This is a genomic window from Reyranella sp. GW821-FHT12G01 (genome assembly GCF_058806575.1).
On record NZ_JBXAPV010000003.1, the window covers coordinates 511,418 to 530,197 of the forward strand.

At 66.2% G+C, this 18,780-nt stretch carries 16 protein-coding genes; 5 read left to right on the forward strand and 11 right to left on the reverse strand.

Features of this window, described 5'->3' with window-relative positions; genetic code table 11:
- Positions 1-54 precede the first annotated feature (54 nt).
- Together AC1RP5_RS27440 and AC1RP5_RS27445 are read left to right on the forward strand one after the other, a co-directional pair.
- Positions 55-1,146: an LLM class flavin-dependent oxidoreductase gene (locus tag AC1RP5_RS27440; RefSeq protein ID WP_493115980.1), complete on the forward strand. Its 1,092-nt coding sequence runs from the start codon at positions 55-57 to the stop codon at positions 1,144-1,146.
- A 174-nt stretch (positions 1,147-1,320) separates the two neighbouring features.
- Positions 1,321-2,907: an ABC transporter substrate-binding protein gene (locus AC1RP5_RS27445; protein ID WP_493115981.1), complete on the forward strand. Its 1,587-nt coding sequence runs from the start codon at positions 1,321-1,323 to the stop codon at positions 2,905-2,907.
- A gap of 128 nt (positions 2,908-3,035) precedes the next feature.
- On the opposite strand, the gene AC1RP5_RS27450 is transcribed toward AC1RP5_RS27445, so the two are convergent.
- The 5 genes from AC1RP5_RS27450 to AC1RP5_RS27470 all read right to left on the reverse strand — a co-directional run bounded on the left by AC1RP5_RS27450 (position 3,036) and on the right by AC1RP5_RS27470 (position 7,060).
- Positions 3,036-3,506 carry a YaiI/YqxD family protein gene (locus AC1RP5_RS27450; RefSeq protein WP_493115982.1) on the reverse strand — a complete coding sequence of 157 codons (471 nt, stop codon included), beginning with the start codon at positions 3,504-3,506 and terminating at the stop codon, positions 3,036-3,038.
- Between the two features lie 76 nt (positions 3,507-3,582).
- Positions 3,583-3,942 (reverse strand): hypothetical protein, encoded by a 360-nt coding sequence (locus tag AC1RP5_RS27455; RefSeq protein ID WP_493115983.1) that lies wholly within the window; start codon positions 3,940-3,942, stop codon positions 3,583-3,585.
- Positions 3,943-4,019: 77 nt separating this feature from the next.
- Positions 4,020-5,126, reverse strand: coding sequence for an enolase C-terminal domain-like protein (locus AC1RP5_RS27460; RefSeq protein WP_493115984.1), 1,107 nt, complete (start codon positions 5,124-5,126; stop codon positions 4,020-4,022).
- The gene (locus tag AC1RP5_RS27465; RefSeq protein WP_493115985.1) at positions 5,123-6,658 is read right to left on the reverse strand and encodes a carboxylesterase/lipase family protein; all 1,536 of its coding nucleotides are present in this window, start codon (positions 6,656-6,658) and stop codon (positions 5,123-5,125) included. The genes AC1RP5_RS27460 and AC1RP5_RS27465 overlap by 4 nt, the downstream gene beginning before the upstream one ends.
- Positions 6,659-6,667: 9 nt before the next feature.
- Positions 6,668-7,060, reverse strand: coding sequence for an MmcQ/YjbR family DNA-binding protein (locus tag AC1RP5_RS27470; protein ID WP_493115986.1), 393 nt, complete (start codon positions 7,058-7,060; stop codon positions 6,668-6,670).
- Between the two features lie 46 nt (positions 7,061-7,106).
- On the opposite strand from AC1RP5_RS27470, the gene AC1RP5_RS27475 reads away from it, so the two are divergent.
- Together AC1RP5_RS27475 and AC1RP5_RS27480 are read left to right on the forward strand one after the other, a co-directional pair.
- A complete protein-coding gene (locus AC1RP5_RS27475) occupies positions 7,107-7,832 on the forward strand; it encodes an ABC transporter substrate-binding protein (RefSeq protein ID WP_493115987.1) in 726 nt (241 codons plus the stop codon).
- 6 nt (positions 7,833-7,838) lie between these two features.
- A complete protein-coding gene (locus AC1RP5_RS27480) occupies positions 7,839-8,531 on the forward strand; it encodes a hypothetical protein (protein ID WP_493115988.1) in 693 nt (230 codons plus the stop codon).
- 480 nt (positions 8,532-9,011) lie between these two features.
- Here the strand turns inward: AC1RP5_RS27480 and AC1RP5_RS27485 are convergent, their stop codons facing one another.
- The 6 genes from AC1RP5_RS27485 to AC1RP5_RS27510 are packed head-to-tail and all read right to left on the reverse strand — an operon-like array spanning position 9,012 to position 13,125.
- Positions 9,012-9,755 (reverse strand): amino acid ABC transporter ATP-binding protein, encoded by a 744-nt coding sequence (locus tag AC1RP5_RS27485; protein ID WP_493115989.1) that lies wholly within the window; start codon positions 9,753-9,755, stop codon positions 9,012-9,014.
- Entirely contained in the window at positions 9,742-10,386 is a 645-nt protein-coding gene (locus AC1RP5_RS27490; protein WP_493116309.1) for an amino acid ABC transporter permease, read from the reverse strand. The genes AC1RP5_RS27485 and AC1RP5_RS27490 overlap by 14 nt, the downstream gene beginning before the upstream one ends.
- Complete coding sequence (locus AC1RP5_RS27495; RefSeq protein WP_493115990.1) at positions 10,386-11,069, reverse strand: amino acid ABC transporter permease; 684 nt, start codon at positions 11,067-11,069, stop codon at positions 10,386-10,388. Before AC1RP5_RS27495 ends, AC1RP5_RS27490 begins: the two co-directional genes overlap by 1 nt.
- Positions 11,070-11,097: 28 nt before the next feature.
- Positions 11,098-11,889: a transporter substrate-binding domain-containing protein gene (locus AC1RP5_RS27500; RefSeq protein ID WP_493115991.1), complete on the reverse strand. Its 792-nt coding sequence runs from the start codon at positions 11,887-11,889 to the stop codon at positions 11,098-11,100.
- A 43-nt stretch (positions 11,890-11,932) separates the two neighbouring features.
- Complete coding sequence (gene rpiB, locus AC1RP5_RS27505; protein WP_493115992.1) at positions 11,933-12,379, reverse strand: ribose 5-phosphate isomerase B; 447 nt, start codon at positions 12,377-12,379, stop codon at positions 11,933-11,935.
- Positions 12,376-13,125 (reverse strand): FadR/GntR family transcriptional regulator, encoded by a 750-nt coding sequence (locus AC1RP5_RS27510; protein WP_493115993.1) that lies wholly within the window; start codon positions 13,123-13,125, stop codon positions 12,376-12,378. The genes rpiB and AC1RP5_RS27510 overlap by 4 nt, the downstream gene beginning before the upstream one ends.
- A gap of 180 nt (positions 13,126-13,305) precedes the next feature.
- Between AC1RP5_RS27510 and AC1RP5_RS27515 the strand changes: the two genes are divergently transcribed.
- Positions 13,306-18,765, forward strand: coding sequence for a HAMP domain-containing protein (locus tag AC1RP5_RS27515; protein WP_493115994.1), 5,460 nt, complete (start codon positions 13,306-13,308; stop codon positions 18,763-18,765).
- The last annotated feature ends 15 nt before the right edge of the window (positions 18,766-18,780 follow it).

Here is an 18,780-nt window from a genome sequence, read left to right on the forward strand (position 1 = left end):
CCTAGAACGTCGGCGCTTTATATAGTCAGGGAACCAGAAGGGGAAACGACGACGATGGCTGATATTGCGGGCGACATTGCCTTTGGATTTCAGGCGGCCCCGGCCAGCGACGTCCAGAAGTCGGACCAGGCGCTCTATCGCGAGGTGATGGAGGATTGCGCGCTGGGCCAAAAGCTGGGCTTCGACGCCGCCTGGCTGCTCGAACACCATTTCAGCGACTACTACCCGACGCCGAGCCCGCTCCTCTTCATGGCGCACATCGCGGCGGCCTTCCCCGACCTGTCGCTCGGCACTTCGGTGCTGGTGCTGCCCTGGTATCATCCGCTGCGGCTGGCGGAGGAGATCGCCATGCTGAACAGCATGACCAACGGCAAGCTGCATCTCGGCATCGGTCGCGGCACCGCCAAGATGGAATACGACGCCTACAACGTCGACATGAACGAGGCGCGCGCCCGCTTCACCGAATGTTACCGCATCGTCGAAAAGGGGCTCACCGGCGAGCCCTTCACCCATGACGGTCCGTTCTGGAAGATCGACAAGCCGATCAAGCTGCGGCCCGATCCCACCACGAAGAAGGTCAACTTCTACGGCGCCATCGGCAGCCCCGCGAGTGCGGAGGTGATGGGTGATCTCGGCGTCGCACCGATCTGCCTCTCGACCTTTCCCGACAAGCTCCTGTCCAGGATCCTCGAACGCTGGCGGGCCCGCGCAGGTGCTGCGGGAAAGGACGCGATCCTGCCGATCTCGGTGAAGATGTTCATCGCCGACACCGACGAGGAAGCCCGCGATCTCGGCCGCCGCTTCTATCCGCCGTACTTCGACCTGCAGTGCACCCACTACGAATCCGACGCCAACCCATGGGCCGACATACCGGAGTACCAGGACTTCAGTCGCATGTTCGCCAACCTGCGCAAGCTCACCGATCCGTCGGAGCTGGGACCGTTCATGGATTCGAATCTGGTCGGCAGTCCCGAGACGATCTGCCGGCGCATCGACCAGCTCGCCGCTCTGGGCTTCAACTACTTCATGGTGTCATCGGCAACGCCCGGCACACCACTGGCATTGCGGCAGCACATGATGACCCGCTTCGCCCGAGAGGTCTGCCCCCGCTATTCAAGCACGATGCGAGCGGTTCGCGCTGCCTGATCCCGTTATCCGTTGCGTAATTGTATTGCTTGTATCTTCAGAGCGTCTGTTGCCTTCCCGAAGGGTGTTCGCGCGCCCTAGTGTGCAGGAATGAAACTACCGTCCGGTCCGCGAAGCTGTCAGCTTTGAGATAAAGCTGTGGCCAACGGGTCCGGCAAGGCGTGAAGGTTGGCGATGCGTACCAGGCTGTTGATCGGCTCTCTGGCCCTGGTGTTGTGCTGGTGCGATGTCGCGCTCGCCCAGCGTGGCGGAGGTGTGCTCCGCATCTTCCATCGCGACAACCCGACCAGCGCCTCGATCCTCGAAGAGACCAACTCGTCGACCGTCGTGGCGTTCATGCCGATCTTCAACAACCTCGTGGTCTTCGATCCGGCGGTGCCGCAGAACACCGAGGAATCGATCATCCCCGACCTGGCGGAATCCTGGTCGTGGAACGACGACAAGACCGAGCTGTCGTTCAAGCTGCGCCGCGGCGTGAAGTGGCACGATGGCGTGCCGTTCACGTCGAGCGACGTCGAATGCACCTTCAACCTGCTGACCAACCGCGCGCGCAATCGGCTGCGCACCAATCCGCGCGGCTCGTGGTTCGGCAACATCAACTTCATCCAGGCACGGACCGACTTCGACGTCACGATCCACCTCAACCGGCCGCAGCCCTCGCTGCTGTCGATGCTCGCGTCGGGCTTCACGCCGATCTACCCCTGCCACGTGCCGCTCGCGCAGATGCGCGTGAAGCCGGTCGGCACCGGGCCCTTCAAGCTCGAGACCTTCAACCAGTTCGACCGCATCCGCCTCGCGCGCAATCCCGACTACTGGAAGGCCGGTCGTCCCTATCTCGACGGCATCGAATTCTCGGTGGTCGCCAGCCGCTCGACCGCACTGCTGAGTTTCGTCGCCGGCCGCTACGACATGACCTTCCCCAGCGACGTCTCGATGACGCAGCTGCGCGACGTCAAGCGCCAGTCGCCCAAGGTGATGTGCGAGGCGACGGCGATGAACAACAACACCAACCTGATGCTGAACCGCGAGGCGCCGCCGTTCGACAATCCCGACATCCGCCGCGCGCTCGCGCTGGCAATCGACCGGCAGGGCTTCATGGACGCGCTCGAGGGCAGCGGCGTGATCGGCGGTCATCTCCAGCCGCCGCCCGAAGGCCGCTGGGGCATGCCGGCCGAGGCGCTGGCGGGCATGCCGGGTTTCGGGCCCAACCTCGAGAAGAACCGCGAGGAAGCGCGCGAGCTGATGCGCAAGGCGGGCTACGGACCCGACAAGCTGCTGCCGCTGAAGATCTTCACCCGCGCCGTCTCGCTCTATCGCAGCCCGGCCGCCGTGCTGGCGACGCAGCTGCAGGAGATTTACATCGAGCCGACGCTCGACGTCGTCGAGACGGTGCACTGGTTCACGCGTCTGCAGCGCCGCGACTATGCGCTTGCCATCGAGACGACCGGCAACGCCGTCGACGATCCCGACCAGATCTTCTACGAGACCTTCGCCTGCCGCTCGGAGCGCAACTACAACCACTACTGCAATCCCGAGATCGAGCGGCTGTTCGAGGCGCAGTCCTCCGAACTCGACGTCGAGAAGCGCCGCCGCCTCGCCTGGGACATCGACGCCAAGCTGCTGGCCGACGCCGCCCGCCCGCCGCTGATGTGGAACAAGGCCGCGACCTGCTGGCAGCCCTATGTGCAGGGCTACGTGCCGCAGACCAACAGCTCCTATAACGGCTTCCGCTTCGAGGATGTCTGGATCGACCGGCGTTGAGGGCCGTCATGACCCCTCCGTCGACGTAAGACGTCGACACCTCCCCATTTGAATGGGGAGGCAATGACTCTCCGCTTTCCTCCCCATTCAAATGGGGAGGTGCCCCGAAGGGGCGGAGGGGTCATCTCTTAGCTTTTGCGCCGCCTGATCTTCTGAATCGCCTCGTCGAGCGCCGACAGGAAGCGCGAGCGGTCGCGGGCAGCCATCGGCTTGGGGCCGCCGGTCACCTCGCCCATCGCCCGCAGGTTCGACATCAGCTCGCGGCTGGCCATCGCCATTCCGATCGATGACATGGTGAACGGGACGCCGGTCGAGCCGATCACGGTCGCGCCCTTCTTGAGGCTGCGGTCGGCGAGCGGGATGTCGGAGGTGATGACGATGTCGTCGGGCCCGGCCCGTTCGGCGATCCAGTCGTCGGCCGCATCGAACCCGTCGCTCACGACGACCCTCTCGATGCGCGGATCGCGCGGCACGTTCATGTAGGAATTCGCCACGACGAAGACTTTCAGCCCGTAGCGCTCGGCCACACGATAGACCTCGGCCTTCACCGGACAGGCGTCGGCATCGATATAGATCTCGATTCTTTCCTCCTCGCTCATGCTTCGACCCCGGCGCCGTCCAACGACGCCGGGGCAAGCAAGGTAACAGAAAAGAATCTAGGACGACGAAAGCCCGTTAGCGAGTGGGGCCCGGCTGATCGCCCGGCTGGCGAACCCAGTCGTTGCGACCCAGCAGCGGACGGCCATAGGGATCGCGCGGCTCGCCCTGGACGGTCGGGGCCGTGTTCATCGGTGCCGGCGCCATCGCCATGTCGGCGTTCATGGTCGCCGAAGGCATGGGTGCCGAAGTCATCGGCGCAGGGCGCGAGATCGGCTGGCCCATGCCGGACGCCCCACCGGGCTGGTCGCCCGGCTGGCGCACCCAGTCCTCGCGGCCGATCAGCGGGCGGCCATAGGGATCGGACGGCTCGCCTTGCGCATAGGCTGCACCGGCGGAAGCGACCAGGGCGAGGGTGAACAGGGTACGCTTGATCATCGGGACCTCCTCTCGAATTGGGATGCCCGACCAACGCCACCGATCGCGGACGAGTTGCGCCCGCAAGTCCGCCGTTCTCAGGTCAGAACGGCAACTTTCTTGCGCTCGATCAATGCGAAATCGATCGCGGCGCCGAGGCCCGGACCGTTCGGCACCCGCACCATGCCGTCGCGGCCGACGACGATGTCGCGCTCCAGCCCGTACTTCTGCGCGCCGTCAGGCAGCAGCACCTCGAAGAACTCGGTGTTGCGGATCGAGGCGATGACATGGAGGTTGGCCACATTGTTCAGCGAATTGCCGCCGTGATGGACCTCGTAGTTCATGCGGAAGGCCTCGGCGAGATGCGCCGTCTTTACCAGGGTGGTGATGCCGCCCTTCACCGCCACGTCGCCGCGCAGGTAGTCGGTGGCCTGCTGCAGGATCCACGGCTGGTAGGAATCGAGGCCGGTCTGCGGATACTCGGTCGCCATGATCGGGTTCGAGAGCTGCTGCTTCAGCTTGGTGTAGTTGTAGATGTCCTGGTCGGCGAGCGGGTCCTCATACCAGTAGAAGCCCATCTCCTGCACGGCGCGGCCGACGCGGATGGCGGCCGGATAGTCGTAGCTCCAGGTCGAGTCGAGCATGATCGTGTAGTCGCCGACGGCGCGGCGCACCGCCTCGCAGACCTTGATGTCTTCCTTCCAGCGCGTCGGCGGATGGATCTTGTAGGCGGCCCAGCCATATTCCTTGAAGCGCACGGCTTCGGCGGCGTATTCGGCGGGCGAGGCCAGCACGGCCGAGCTCGCATAGGCCGGCACGGTCTCGCGATAGGTGCCGAGCAGGCGATGGATCGGCTGGTTCATCGCCTTGCCGACCAGGTCCCACAGCGCCACGTCGACCGCACCGATCGAGCGCACGCCGGCCGACCGCTGGCGCTTCCAGATCTCCTGGTTGATCAGTTCGCGCTGGAACGGATCCTTGCCGAGCAGCACCGGCTTCAGGTGATTGATCAGACCCTGCCCGTCGGTCGTCGCGGGATTCATCGCCGAGCCCAGGAAGGCGTGCCCTTCGATGCCGTCGTCGGTGAGGATGCGCAGCAGGCCGAGCGCGCTCTTGCCGGAGAAGCGGCCGGTATGTGCGCCGTAGGTCGTGGGCGGAATATCGTCCCAGGCGAACAGCGTCAGCGTGACGTCGGTGATCTTCATTTCCTGATCTCCCAGACCCGCCGCTCTGCGCCCTGCGGATCGATATCGAGGTGACAGACTTCGTCGAAAATCATGGTGGCGCGCATGGCCGCCGTATAGGCGGGCCACACCGGCAATCCCTCGTGGTTGGGATTGCCCTTCTTCGCGAAGGCGATCCACGACCGGCTCATCGCCTCGCCGAGCGGCAGGCGCGCGGGATCGTCGCCGGTCAGCTCCGCCGCTTCGAGGTTGGAGAAAACAAACGGGATTTCCAGCGTGTGGCAGGAGCGAAGCCTGCCGCCCAGCACCGGCGTCTCCCAGGCGAAGAGATAGACGAAGACCTCCGCCGCTTCCTGTTCGAGCTTGCGCTCGGCGATCAACAGCGAGGGCGCGCGGATGCCCTGGTCGGACACGATGGCGATGGCGATCTCGTCGGGGCGAAGCCTCGGCTGTGCCTTGCGGTAGGTCGCGACGATCTCCGCCGCACGCGCGCCGAGATAGGGCGTGAGCGCTTCGGGCAGGCTCTCGAACGTGGCGTCGGCGACCCACGGCATGTGGCCGAGGAACAGGGTCATCTCGTCCTTGTTGCTGCCGATCATCAGCGGCACGTTGAGCGACGGCAGCGGCGCCTTCGGCGCGAACGGACCGCCGGGAAACAGCGTGCCGTCGATCACCGGATTGAAGCCGAGCCGCCGCCGGTCGGCGAAGGCCGCGCGGCTGACGCCCGCCAGTACCTTGACCTGCGCTTCGAGGATCTTCGCCGCCGGCAGCTTGCGCAGCTTGCCGGCATCGGCGGCGTCGAGCCCGAGATGCTCCAGCATCTGCCGCGCCGTCTTGGCGCCATCCTCGCGATTGGCCATCTGCACGGCCGGTCCACTCTGGATGATGGCCTTGTGGAACAGGCCCTTGGCCGGCGGCATGGCCATCAGCACGCTCACCTTCGCGCCGCCGCCCGATTCGCCGAAGATGGTGACGTTGCGCGGATCGCCGCCGAAGCGGGCGATGTTGTCGCGCACCCATTCGAGCGCCGCGACGATGTCGAGCACGCCGGCGAGGCCGGCATGTTCGAAGCCATCGGCCATGTCCTCGAGATGGAGATAGCCCAGCGCGCCGAGGCGATGATTGAACGAGACGACCACGACATCGTCGAGCCGGCAGAGATTGGCGCCGTCGGACCACGGCGACGAGCCCGAACCGGTGATGAAGGCGCCGCCATGGCACCAGAAGAGAACCGGCCGTTCCGATCCCTCGCGGCCCGAGGTCCAGACGTTGAGATATAGACAGTCCTCGTCGAGCTTCTGCTTGCCCGCCAGGGTGAAGATGCGCAGCAGGTCGTCGGGTAGCGCGAAGACGTTCGTACTCTGCACCGCCATGTTGCCGTACTCGGTCGCGTCGCGGACGTCGGTCCAGGGCGTCGGCTTGCGCGGCGGTCGGAAGCGCAGGTCGCCGAGCGGCGGCTCGGCATACGGAATGCCCTTGAAGATCTCGACACCGCGATCGCTGGTGCCGCGAATTTTTCCGGCGGTGGTCTCGACGATGATCTCTTTGCTCATGGCCGCAGTCTAGCGCGAACGCGCGGGCCGGCGCTGTGGTTGGACCCCATCAATTTCGCCTATCTGCGCGACCAGTCTCTTGGGGGCGATCAGCCGGTAGCTGCGCTGCACAACCGCCGCAACCTCGTTCCAGTCCGGCTGGGCGTCGAGCCGCATGCCGATCCAGCCCTTCGATCCGACATATGGCGGAATGTAGAAAAGCGCAGGCTCGGCGCCCACCAGAATGGCCTGGCTACCCGGCGCCGCCTTGCACCAGACCGAGACGCGCCCGTCGCCGCGTTTCTCCATGGCGAAAATCTTCTCGCGCACGCGAAAGGTCGGGTCGCCCCAGGCCTCCTTTTCGGCGGCCTCCGGAAGGGCGAGGCAGATCGAGCGCAGGCGGGCGGTGAGCTGCTTGGACATGCTCATCAACCTACCATCCGGCCGCGGTTGGCCATAGACTGGCGGCATGACTGACAAAGCCCGAGCCCAACTTGCCCCCACCGGCGTCCTGCGCGCCGGTATCAACCTCTCCAACTTCCTGCTGGTCACCGGCCGCAGCGAAAAGTCCGAGCCGGTCGGTGTCGCGCCCGACATGGCGCGCGAGATCGCCGCCGCGCTGGGCGTGCCCGTGCACTACGTGCCGTTCAAGACGCCGGGCGAGCTCGGCGACCAGGTCGGCAAGGGCATCTGGGACATCGGCCTGATCGGCGCCGAGCCGCAGCGCGCCGAGAAGATCCAGTTCACCGCCGCCTATGTCGAGATCGAGGCGACCTACATGGTGCCCGAGGGCTCGCCGATCAAATCGATCGCCGACGTCGACAAGAAGGGCGTGCGCATCGCCGTCTCCGCCCGCTCCGCTTACGACCTGTGGCTGGTCAACAACATCAAGAACGCCACGCTGGTGCAGGTGAGCGGCCTCGACGCCGCCTACGACAAGTTCATGAGCGACAAGCTCGAGGTGCTGGCGGGCCTGCGCCCCGGCCTGCTCAAGGATGTCGAGAAGGCGCCGGGCCTGAAGATCCTCGACGGCAAGTTCACCGCCGTGCAGCAGGCGGTCGGCACAGCCAAGCCGAACGTCGAGGGCGCGGCCTTCCTCGCCGACTTCGTCGAGAAGGCCAAGAAGTCCGGCCTGGTCCAGAGCTTCATCGATCGCCACAAGGTCAAGGGCCTGTCCGTCGCTCCGCCCGCCTGAGCGTTCATGGAACTCAACGTCAAGACGCTCTACCTGATCGGCGGCATCGTCACGGTCTGCGGCGCAGGGGCAGCGTTCCTGACCTGGTATCACCATCGCGATGCGCCGGGGCTTCGCGCCTGGACGGCAGCCCTGCTGCTGACCAGCCTCGGCGCCCTGATGCTGCGCCTCGGCGGCCATCAGACCGACCTGTCGCTGATGCTCGCGGCCGACATGTTCGTGGTCGCGGGCTTCGCGGGCATGTGGCTGAGCCTCCGGTTCGCCAACCAGAACCGCAACGATCTCGCGCGGCTGGTCCTGCTTTCCATGGCCGTCAGCATCGCCTTCCTCGCGCTATTCATTGTGTTGCGCGCGATCGGCGCGGGCCGGCAGGCGGCCTCGATCCCCTTCTCGCTGTTCCTCGGCCTGCTGGGCCTCGCCTCGGCTTGGGAGATCTGGCAGGGCCGGACCCGGGACCATCTGCGCAGCCGGCTGCCCGCCGCGCTGGCGTTCGTGGGCCTCGGCATCGCCCGCGTGATTCGCGCCGGCGTCCTGGCCTTCGAGGTGATCCACGTGCTGCCGACGGGAGCCGCCGCCGCCACGCATCCCTACACGCTCTACGCCACGATCGTGTTCACTCTGGTGGTCACCTACGGGCTGGTGATGATGGCCAGTGAACAGGCCGGCCGCCAGGAAGCCGAGCAGTTCGCGGAGCAGTGATCTCAGCTCTTGCCCCGTCGTACGTAGGGCCATCGCATACAAAATCTTCCGTCGTCTGACCGGAGCGCACAGCGCGGAGTGGAGAGAGCTTGCCCTTCTCGCTCAGGCGCCCGCTCGAAACGGCGGCTCGCAGGCAGTCTTCGATCATCCCGGGTTCCCCATCGCACGGCCCGACGCCACCTGAGCGTCCTTCACGGCCCGGCCGGCCGCCTCGAGATCGGCGCGCAACCCGCCAAGATCGTCCTTGCCGCCGCCACTTTTCGGCACGAAATTCAGATCGGCCGGAGAGGACTTTCTGTCAGACGACCCAACGACGTTCGCGCCGTGGTCCTCGGGGGCCGGTAAACCCCTCTCTCCGGCCGCGCCATCCGATTTCCACCCTCAGCCGTTGAGCCGAGGAAAAGAGGTCCCTCCGCTTCGCTCCGGTCGGGACGACGGGAGTGTGACGAGGGAGGTGGAAGAATGCATAGGCGTTCAAAACTAAAGCTCGCTGCCGACGAACTGCTTGAACTCGGCGGTCCTTGGATCGGCGAATAGTTCGGCGGTCGGGCCGATTTCCCAGACTTTGCCACGATGCATGAACACGACGAGGTCGGCCACGCGGCGGGCGAAGCCCATCTCGTGGGTGACGGTGATCATCGTCATGCCGCGCCGCGCGAGATCCTCCATCACCGCCAGCACCTCGGCGGTGAGCTCGGGATCGAGCGCCGAGGTCACCTCGTCGAACAGCATCACCTGCGGCTTCAGCGCCAGCGAGCGCGCGATGGCGACCCTCTGCTGCTGGCCGCCCGAGAGCTGCTCGGGATAGGACAGCAGCTTGTCGGTGAGGCCGACCATCGCCAGCACTTCCGCCGCGACCTTCTTCGCCTCTTCCTTCGGCTGCTTCTTCACCAGCGTCAGCGCCAAGGTGATGTTCCGCTCGACCGTGAGATGCGGGAAGAGATTGTAGCTCTGGAACACCATGCCGACGTCGCGCCGCAACTGGGCGCGCGCCTCGCTGCCTGGCCGGCCGACCGCATGGCCGCAGACCTCGATGGCGCCGCCCTGGATCGTCTCCAGCCCGGCGATACAACGAAGCAGCGTGCTCTTGCCCGAACCGCTGCGGCCCACGATCGCCACGGTCTGGCCGCGCGTCACGTCGAAGCCGACGCCGTTCAGCACGCGCAGCGGCCCGAATTCCTTCACGACGTCCTGGACGCGGATGACGGTATCACCGTCCGGCATGGGCCTTCCTCTCGAGATGACGGCTCGCCAGCGACAGCGGATAGCAGAGGACGAAATAGATCGCGCCGACGATGGCGAAGATCGCGAACGGCTCGAAGGTCGAGTTGTTGACGATCTGTCCCGCGCGCGCGAGTTCGACGAAGCCGATGACCGAGGCGAGCGAGGTGTTCTTCACGATCTGCACCATGAAGCCCACGGTCGGCGGCGTGGCGATGCGCACGGCCTGCGGCAGGATCACATAGGCATATTGCTGGAAGGCGTTCAGACCCAGGCAGTCCGACGCCTCCCATTGCGTCTTCGGCACCGCCTCGATGCAGCCGCGCCAGATCTCGGCCAGGAAGGCCGCGGCGTAGAGCGTGAGGGAAAGCCCGGCGGCGATCAGCGGATCGAGCTTCAGGCCCAGGATGCCGAGGCCGAAATAGGACAGGAACAGCACGATCAGCAGCGGCGTGCCCTGGATGATCTGGATGTAGGCGCTGGCGAGGCCGCGCAGGATCCTCGACTCCGACACGCGCATCAGCGCCAGCGGCAGGCCCACGATCGCGCCGCCCAAAAAGGCGATCAGCGACAGCAGGATCGTCCAGCGCGCCGCCTCGACGATGTAGAGGATCTGGTTGGCGCCGAGCTGGATCACAGCGGCGTCCCCAGCCGGCGCTTGCGCTCGAACAGCACGAGCCCGATGGCCCAGAGCGCGAGGCGGTAGAGCGCCGACAGCGCGAGATAGACCACCGCCACGATCATGTAGACTTCGAAGCTGCGGTAGGTGTCGGACTGCACCAGGTTGGCGGTCGCCGTCAGCTCCTCGGTCGAGATCTGCGAGGTGATGGACGAGGCCAGCATCAGCAGCACGAACTGGCTGGAGAGCGCGGGATAGACGCGCTCCATCGCCGGCAGCAATACGATGTGCAGGATAGTCTGCAGCCGGGTGAGGCCCAGGCAATCGGCGGCCTCGAGCTGGGTGCGCTGGATCGACTGGATGCCGGCCCGCATGATCTCCGTCGTGTAGGCGCCCATGTTGACCGTGAGCGCCACGATGGCGGAGACCTCGGCGCTGAGTTTCAGGCCGAGGCTCGCCAGTCCGAAATAGACGATGAAGATCTGGATCAGCAGCGGCGTGTTGCGGATCGTCTCGACATAGGCGCCGACCAGCCGCCTCAGGACCGGGCCGCCATAGACGCGGCCCAGTGCGCATACCGTGCCGACCACGAAGCCCAGCGCGATCGACGCCACGGTGAGCTGGATGGTGAGCCAGGCGCCCGCCACGAAGTCGGGCCACCTGTCGGCCAGGAACGCGAAATCGAGCTTGTACGACACGGGCCGGACCGGGTGTGCGCGATGTCCCTTACTGCTTCAGGATCACGTCGGGCAGGTCGGTGTTGAACTGCTTCTTGTAGATGGCGTTCAGGGTGCCGTCCTTGATCTTGGCGGCGATCCACTTGTTCACCTCGGCCAGCAGACGGTCCTCGTCCTTCTTGACGCCGATGGCGAGCTTGAAGGTGTCGAGGACGAACTTCACCTCGGCCTGGCGGTTCGGGTTCTTCTTGTTGAGCTGGCCGACCAGCATCTCGGCGGTCGAGAAGATGTCGACCTGGCCGCTGAGGAACGCCTGCCCTTCGGTGGCGTCGTCCTCGTAGCGCGTCAGCTTCATGCCCTTGGGACCTTCCTTGGTGAGCTGCGTATCATGCGTGGTGCCGCGCACGGTGCCGACGGTCTTGCCGTCGAGTTCGGCCATGCTCTTCACGTTCACGTTCTTCGGCGCGGCGATCACCGTGCGCAGGACCGCGTAGGGCATCGAGAAGTCGATGACCTTGGCGCGCTCGGGCGTCACCGACAGCGAGGAGATCACCAGGTCGGCCTTGCCGGTCTGCAGCGAGGGGATGCGCGAGGCGCCGGTCACCGGCACGTGCACGAACTCGACGCCCAGATCCTTGGCCAGAGCCTTGGCGGTGTCGATGTCGGAGCCCGAGGGCTGCATCTTGTCGTCGGTCATGCCGTAGGGCGGCACGCCGAGGTCGACGGCGATGCGGATCTTGCCGGACTTCTTGATGTCGTCGAGCGCATCGGCGTTGGCGATCTGCGCGGTGCCCATCATCGCCACCGCCGCGATCGCGACGGCCGTCATCATCTTCTTCATCGTTTCCTCCGTTTGATTTTTTGCGTCTTATCGTTGCCCGAGCTTAGCGGCCCGCATCCATCTCCGCGAGCTTTGCCACGCGCCGGCGGAACTCCTCGGCGGTCGAGAATTTGGCGTCGAGGTAGGCCGCGATCAGGTCCTTGGCGAGCCAGGGACCGACGATCTGTGCGCCGATGCACATCACATTCACATCGTCATGCTCGACGCACTGATGCGCCGAATGCACGTCGTGGCACACGGCCGCCCGAATGCCCTTCATCTTGTTGGCGCCGATCGAAGCGCCGACGCCGGTGCCGCAGACCATCAGGCCGCGCTCGGCCTTGCCGGACGTGATCGACGCCGCGACCTTGCGCGCGACGTCGGGGAAATCGACCGGGTTGGGATCGTAGGAGCCGACATCCTCCACCTCGTGGCCACGCTCGCGCAGGAAGGCGAGCAGTTCGGCCTTCATGGGAAAGCCCGCGTGATCCGATCCGACGACGATCTTCATGGGTTGGTGCCCTTTGTCTGATAGGTGGAGATGAGGTTGTTGCGGCGAAGCCCGTCGCCGATCGCGAAGTGTTCGCGCAGGCGCTTCTCGGCCTCGTCGGGATTGCGCTCCGCCAGCGCCAGAAACACCTGGCGATGGGCGTCGACGAGGCCCGAGGTGATCGCGGGCTCGCGGAACGTGTCGCGCCGGCGCTCGACATGACTGCGCATCAGCAAGGGTGAAATCGCCTCGTAGATCTTCATCAGCGCACCGCTGCCGCTCGCCCGCACCAGCGCGAGATGGAAGGCATAGTCGGCCTCGCCGCCGCGCTCGGGATCGTCGAGCGAATCGACCAGCGTATCCAGAAGTGCGGCGATCGCCTGCAGGTCGCGTTCGCTGGCCCGCGCGCAGGCGAGCCGAATGGCCTGGCATTCGATGGCGATGCGGGCCTGCAGCACGTCGTCGAGGATGTTGGGCTCGGGCGCGAGGCAAAGCGTGAGCGCCTGGCCCAGCACCGAGGCGTCGGCCGAGCGCACATAGGTGCCGCGGCCGTGGCGGATTTCGAGCAGGCCGAGCATCGCGAGCGAGCGCAGCGCCTCGCGCAGCACCGGCCGGCTGACGCCCAGCGCCAGCGCGAGCTCCCGTTCGCCCAGCAGCCGGTCGCCCGCCTTCAGTTCGCCCGACAGCAGCCGGTCGCGGAAGAAGGTGAAGACGCGGTCTGCGCCGCTTGGCGTTTCCTCGTTGTCCTGCCGAACGATATCGAGCATTTCGCCCTTGGTCAGTCCGTGGTCTGACCACTCTAAGTCATCTGCGTGAGAACGTGCAACCCGCGGCAGCGACCCGCGTTGTCTGTCGTTGCGGGGGGTCTAACCGGGCACGGAGGCGGTTCCAAAGGAACCGAAATAAATCCGCAGCCGGTGTGCTCCCGATCCGAGGGGGCTTTCTGCATGACCGCCGACGCCGGCTCTTCATTGGCCAACGGGCCGACCAGCACGACGCCCCCGACAGCCCGCCGGGCCGCACCACCGACCCCTGATCTGCGCGACCTGCTGGGCGTGCTCGAAGCCCTGCGCGGCGGCGACTTCACCGTCCGCCTGACCGGCGACCATGACGGCACCCTGGGCAAGATCGCGGCGGTGGTGAACGACATCGCGGCCGGCAACGAGAGCATGGCCTACCAGCTCGAGCGCATCGGCAAGTCGGTCGGCGAGCAGGGCCGCACGCGCCAGAGGGTGAAGTTCGGCCTGTCGGCCGGTGCCTGGGGCGAGATGGAAGGCTCGGTCAACACGCTGATCGACGACCTGGTCTGGCCGACCACCGAGGTCACCCGCGTGATCGGCGCCGTGGCGCAGGGCGACCTGCTGCAGACGGTGCGGCTCGACGTCGACGGCCGCCCGTTGAAGGGCGAGTTCCTGCGCGCCGCCACCATCGTCAACACCATGATCAAGCAGCTGTCGGTGTTCACCTCCGAGGTGACCCGCGTGGCGCGCGAGGTCGGCACCGACGGCAAGCTGGGCGGCCAGGCCAAGGTGAGCGAAGTGACGGGCGTGTGGCGCGAGCTGACGGAGAGCGTCAACTCGATGGCCAACAACCTGACGGCCCAGGTGCGCAACATCTCCGACGTCACCATCGCCGTGGCCAACGGCGACCTGTCGCGCAAGATCACCGTCGACGTGCGCGGCGAGATCCTGCAGCTGAAAGAAGCCATCAATACGATGGTGGATCAGCTGCGCTCCTTCGCCTCGGAAGTGACGCGCGTGGCGCGCGAGGTCGGCACCGAGGGCAAGCTCGGCGGCCAGGCGATCGTGCCGGGCGTCGCCGGCACCTGGAAGGATCTCACCGATTCGGTGAACGCGATGTGCGGCAACCTCACCGACCAGGTGCGCAACATCGCCGACGTGACCACCGCCGTGGCGCGCGGCGATCTTTCCAAGAAGATCACCGTCGATGTGCGCGGCGAGATCCTGCAGCTGAAGGACACCATCAACACGATGGTCGATCAGCTGAACGGCTTCGCCGGCGAAGTGACGCGCGTGGCGCGCGAGGTCGGCACCGAAGGAAAGCTCGGTGGTCAGGCGCAGGTGCCGGGCGTCGCCGGCACCTGGAAGGACCTCACCGACAACGTCAACTCGATGGCGACCAACCTCACCGCGCAGGTCCGAAACATCGCCGAGGTGACGACCGCCGTCGCGACCGGCGACCTGTCGAAGAAGATCACCGTCGACGTACGCGGCGAGATCCTGCAGCTGAAGGAGACCATCAACACGATGGTCGATCAGCTGAACGGCTTTGCCGGCGAAGTGACCCGCGTGGCGCGCGAGGTCGGCACCGAGGGCAAGCTGGGCGGTCAGGCGCAGGTGCCCGGTGTCGCCGGCACCTGGAAGGACCTCACCGACAACGTCAACCTGCTGGCCGCGAACCTCACCACCCAGGTCCGCAACATCGCCGACGTCACCATCGCGGTGGCCGGCGGTGACTTGTCCAAGAAGATCACCGTCGATGCCTCGGGCGAAATCCTGCGCCTGAAGGAGACCATCAACACGATGGTCGATCAGCTGAACTCCTTCGCGGGCGAAGTGACGCGTGTCGCACGCGAGGTCGGCACCGAAGGCAAGCTCGGCGGCCAGGCGCAGGTGCCGGGCGTCGCCGGCACCTGGAAGGACCTGACCGACAACGTCAACTTCATGGCCACCAACCTCACCGGCCAGGTGCGCAACATCGCCGAGGTGACGACCGCCGTCGCCAACGGCGACCTTTCGAAGAAAATCACCGTCGACGTGCGCGGCGAAATCCTGCAGCTGAAAGACACCATCAACACGATGGTCGATCAGCTGAACGGCTTCGCCGGCGAAGTGACCCGCGTGGCGCGCGAGGTCGGCACCGAGGGCAAGCTCGGCGGCCAGGCCCAGGTGCCCGGTGTCGCCGGTACCTGGAAGGACCTCACCGACAACGTGAACCTGCTGGCCGCGAACCTCACCACCCAGGTCCGCAACATCGCCGAAGTGACGACCGCCGTCGCGACAGGCGATCTTTCGAAGAAGATCACCGTCGACGTGCGCGGCGAGATCCTGCAGCTGAAAGACACCATCAACACGATGGTCGATCAGCTGAACGGATTCGCCGGCGAAGTGACCCGTGTGGCGCGTGAAGTCGGCACCGAGGGCAAGCTCGGCGGCCAGGCGCAGGTGCCGGGCGTCGCCGGCATCTGGAAGGACCTCACCGACAACGTGAACCTGCTGGCCGCGAACCTCACCACCCAGGTCCGCAACATCGCCGAGGTCACCACCGCCGTCGCGACCGGCGACCTTTCCAAGAAGATCACCGTCGACGTGCGCGGCGAGATCCTGCAGCTGAAGGAGACCATCAACACGATGGTCGATCAGCTGAACGGCTTTGCCGGCGAAGTGACGCGCGTGGCGCGCGAGGTCGGCACGGAAGGAAAACTCGGCGGCCAGGCGCAGGTGCCGGGCGTCGCCGGCACCTGGCAGGACCTCACCGGCAACGTGAACCTGCTGGCTGCCAACCTCACCACCCAGGTGCGCGCCATCGCCGAGGTGGCGACCGCCGTCACCAAGGGCGACCTGACGCGGTCCATTCAGGTCGACGCGCTGGGCGAAGTGGCGGAGCTGAAAGACAAGCTCAACACCATGATCGACAATCTCCGTCTCACGACGGAGCGCAACACCGAGCAGGACTGGCTGAAGACCAACCTCGCCAAGTTCACCAACATGCTGCAGGGCCAGCGTGACCTCAGCACCGTCGGCCGCATGATCCTGAGCGAACTGACGCCGCTCGTGGACGCCCACCAGGCGGTGATCTACCAGACCCAGGACGACGGCACGCCGCGTCTGCGCCTGCTGTCCGTCTATGCCGACGCCGTGGGCGACGGCCACCCCGAGTTCATGCGGGTCGGCGAGGGCCTGATCGGCCAGTGCGCCGCCGACGGGCGGCCGATCCACATCTCGACCATGCCGGAAGCGGCGCGCCCGATCACCTCGGGCCTGTTCCGCGCGGTACCGAAGAGCCTGATCGTGCTGCCCGTGCTGTTCGAAGGCCAGGTCAAGGCGGTGATCGAGCTGGCCTCGCTCAGCACCTTCACCGAACTGCAGATCGTCTTCCTCGAACAGCTCACCGCCTCGATCGGCATCGTGCTGAACTCGATCGAAGCCACCATGCAGACCGAGAGCCTGCTGCAGCAGTCGCAGAAACTCGCGGGTGAGCTGCAGAGCCAGCAGGGCGAATTGCAGCAGACCAACGACCAGCTCGAACAGAAAGCCGCGCAGCTCGCCGAGCGCAACGCCGAGGTCGAGCGCGCCAACCAGGAGATCGAGCAGGCCCGACGCGCCGTGGAAGAGAAGGCGTCCGAACTGGCGCTGACCTCGCGCTACAAGTCTGAGTTCCTGGCCAACATGAGCCACGAGCTGCGCACGCCGCTCAACTCCATCCTGATCCTGGGCCAGCAGCTCGCCGACAATCCCGACGGCAACCTGCGCGCCAAGCAGGTCGAGTTCGCCCGCACCATCCACGGCGCCGGCACCGATCTCCTGAACCTGATCAGCGACATCCTCGATCTCTCCAAGATCGAATCCGGCACCGTCACCGTCGATGCCGAGGAGATCTATTTCGCCAACGTGCTGGAGACGGTGGCCCGCCCGTTCCGCCATCAGGCCGAATCGCAGGGCCTCACCTTCGAGGTCCAGGCCGATCCGCATCTCGGCCGGTCCATCGTCACCGATTCCAAGCGCCTGCAGCAAATCCTGAAGAACCTGCTGTCCAACGCCATGAAGTTCACCGCCGAGGGCAGCGTGCGGCTGCGGGCCGTGCCGGTGACGGGCGGTTGGCGAACCGACAACGGGGCGCTCAATCAGGCAAGTTCGGTCGTGGCCTTCGAGGTCACCGACACCGGCGTCGGCATTCCGATGGAGAAGCAGAAGATCGTGTTCGAGGCCTTCCAGCAGGCCGATGCCAGCACCAGCCGCAAGTATGGCGGCACCGGTCTCGGCCTCGCGATCAGCCGCGAGCTGGCGAGCCTGCTGGGCGGCGAGCTGACCCTTCGCAGCACGCCCGGCGTCGGCAGCACCTTCACGCTGTTCCTGCCGATGATGTACACCGGCCCGCGCACGGCCGTGCGCCAGCCGACCCAAGGAGCGGGCTCGCAGCCTTTGCCGATGGTGGCGCTGCCCGAGCATCTCGCCGACCAGTTCCCCGACGACCGTCACGAATTGCAGGCCGGCGACCGCGCCCTGCTGATCGTCGAGGATGACGCCAACTATGCCGGCATCATGGTCGATGCCGCGCATGCCGCCGGACTGAAAGCGGTCGTGACGTCGCGCGGCTCCGAAGCGCTCGACCTCGCGCTGCAGTACAAGCCCGTCGCCATGTCGCTCGACGTGTTCCTGCCCGACATGCTGGGCTGGAACGTGCTCAGCCAGTTCAAGCGCACGCTGGAGACGCGCCACATCCCGGTGCAGATCCTCACCATGGACGAGGACCGCCAGCAGGGACTGTCACGCGGCGCCTTCTCCTATCTCAGCAAGCCCACCACGACCGAGGGCCTGAGCGCCGCGCTGGCGCGTATCAACGATTACGTCCAGCCGCGCCGCAAGCGGCTGCTGATCGCCGAGGACGACGAGGGCGAGCGCCTGAGCGTCGCGGCCCTGCTCGATCATCCCGATGTCGAGATCACGACCGTCGGTTCGGGCAAGGAGGCACTGGAGCTGCTGCACACCCAGCGGCACGACTGCATGGTGCTCGACCTGCGCCTGCCCGACATGTCGGGTTTCGAGGTACTGGAAGCCATCCAGGCCGATCCGGCGCTCGCGGACCTGCCGGTCGTGGTCTTCACCGGCCGCGACCTCACGGCCGAGGAGGAAGGCCGCCTGCACTCGATGGCGCGCAGCATCGTGGTCAAGGGCGCGGCCTCGCCCGAGCGGCTGTTCGACGAGACGTCGCTGTTCCTGCATCACGCCGCGGCCGCACTCGCGCCCGAGAAGCAGCGCATGCTGGAGCGCCTGCACGGATCCGACGAGGTGCTGGCCGGCCGGACCGTGCTGGTGGTCGACGACGACGCTCGCAACATCTTCGCGCTGTCGAGCGCACTGGAGCGGCGCGGCATGCGGGTGCTGACGGCCACGACCGGCCACGAGGCCATCTCGATCCTCGAGAAGTCGCCGGACGTCTCGATCGTGCTGATGGACATCATGATGCCGGAGATGGACGGCTACGAGACCATGGCGCTGATCCGCAGCAAGCCGGCGCTGCGCCGTCTGCCCATCCTGGCGCTGACCGCCAAGGCGATGAAGGGCGACCGCGAGAAATGCCTGGAGGCCGGCGCGTCCGACTATCTCGCCAAGCCGGTCAACACCGAGCAGCTCTTCTCGGCGCTGCGTCTCTGGCTGCATCGTTGACCTTGGCCCCGGTTT

Coding starts and splice junctions, on each gene's coding strand:
- AC1RP5_RS27440 (WP_493115980.1), top strand. CDS start 55: ATGGCTGATATTGCGGGCGACATTGCCTTTGGATTTCAGGCGGCCCCG.
- AC1RP5_RS27445 (WP_493115981.1), top strand. CDS start 1,321: ATGCGTACCAGGCTGTTGATCGGCTCTCTGGCCCTGGTGTTGTGCTGG.
- AC1RP5_RS27450 (WP_493115982.1), bottom strand. CDS start 3,506: ATGAGCGAGGAGGAAAGAATCGAGATCTATATCGATGCCGACGCCTGT.
- AC1RP5_RS27455 (WP_493115983.1), bottom strand. CDS start 3,942: ATGATCAAGCGTACCCTGTTCACCCTCGCCCTGGTCGCTTCCGCCGGT.
- AC1RP5_RS27460 (WP_493115984.1), bottom strand. CDS start 5,126: ATGAAGATCACCGACGTCACGCTGACGCTGTTCGCCTGGGACGATATT.
- AC1RP5_RS27465 (WP_493115985.1), bottom strand. CDS start 6,658: ATGAGCAAAGAGATCATCGTCGAGACCACCGCCGGAAAAATTCGCGGC.
- AC1RP5_RS27470 (WP_493115986.1), bottom strand. CDS start 7,060: ATGTCCAAGCAGCTCACCGCCCGCCTGCGCTCGATCTGCCTCGCCCTT.
- AC1RP5_RS27475 (WP_493115987.1), top strand. CDS start 7,107: ATGACTGACAAAGCCCGAGCCCAACTTGCCCCCACCGGCGTCCTGCGC.
- AC1RP5_RS27480 (WP_493115988.1), top strand. CDS start 7,839: ATGGAACTCAACGTCAAGACGCTCTACCTGATCGGCGGCATCGTCACG.
- AC1RP5_RS27485 (WP_493115989.1), bottom strand. CDS start 9,755: ATGCCGGACGGTGATACCGTCATCCGCGTCCAGGACGTCGTGAAGGAA.
- AC1RP5_RS27500 (WP_493115991.1), bottom strand. CDS start 11,889: ATGAAGAAGATGATGACGGCCGTCGCGATCGCGGCGGTGGCGATGATG.
- rpiB (WP_493115992.1), bottom strand. CDS start 12,379: ATGAAGATCGTCGTCGGATCGGATCACGCGGGCTTTCCCATGAAGGCC.
- AC1RP5_RS27510 (WP_493115993.1), bottom strand. CDS start 13,125: ATGCTCGATATCGTTCGGCAGGACAACGAGGAAACGCCAAGCGGCGCA.
- AC1RP5_RS27515 (WP_493115994.1), top strand. CDS start 13,306: ATGACCGCCGACGCCGGCTCTTCATTGGCCAACGGGCCGACCAGCACG.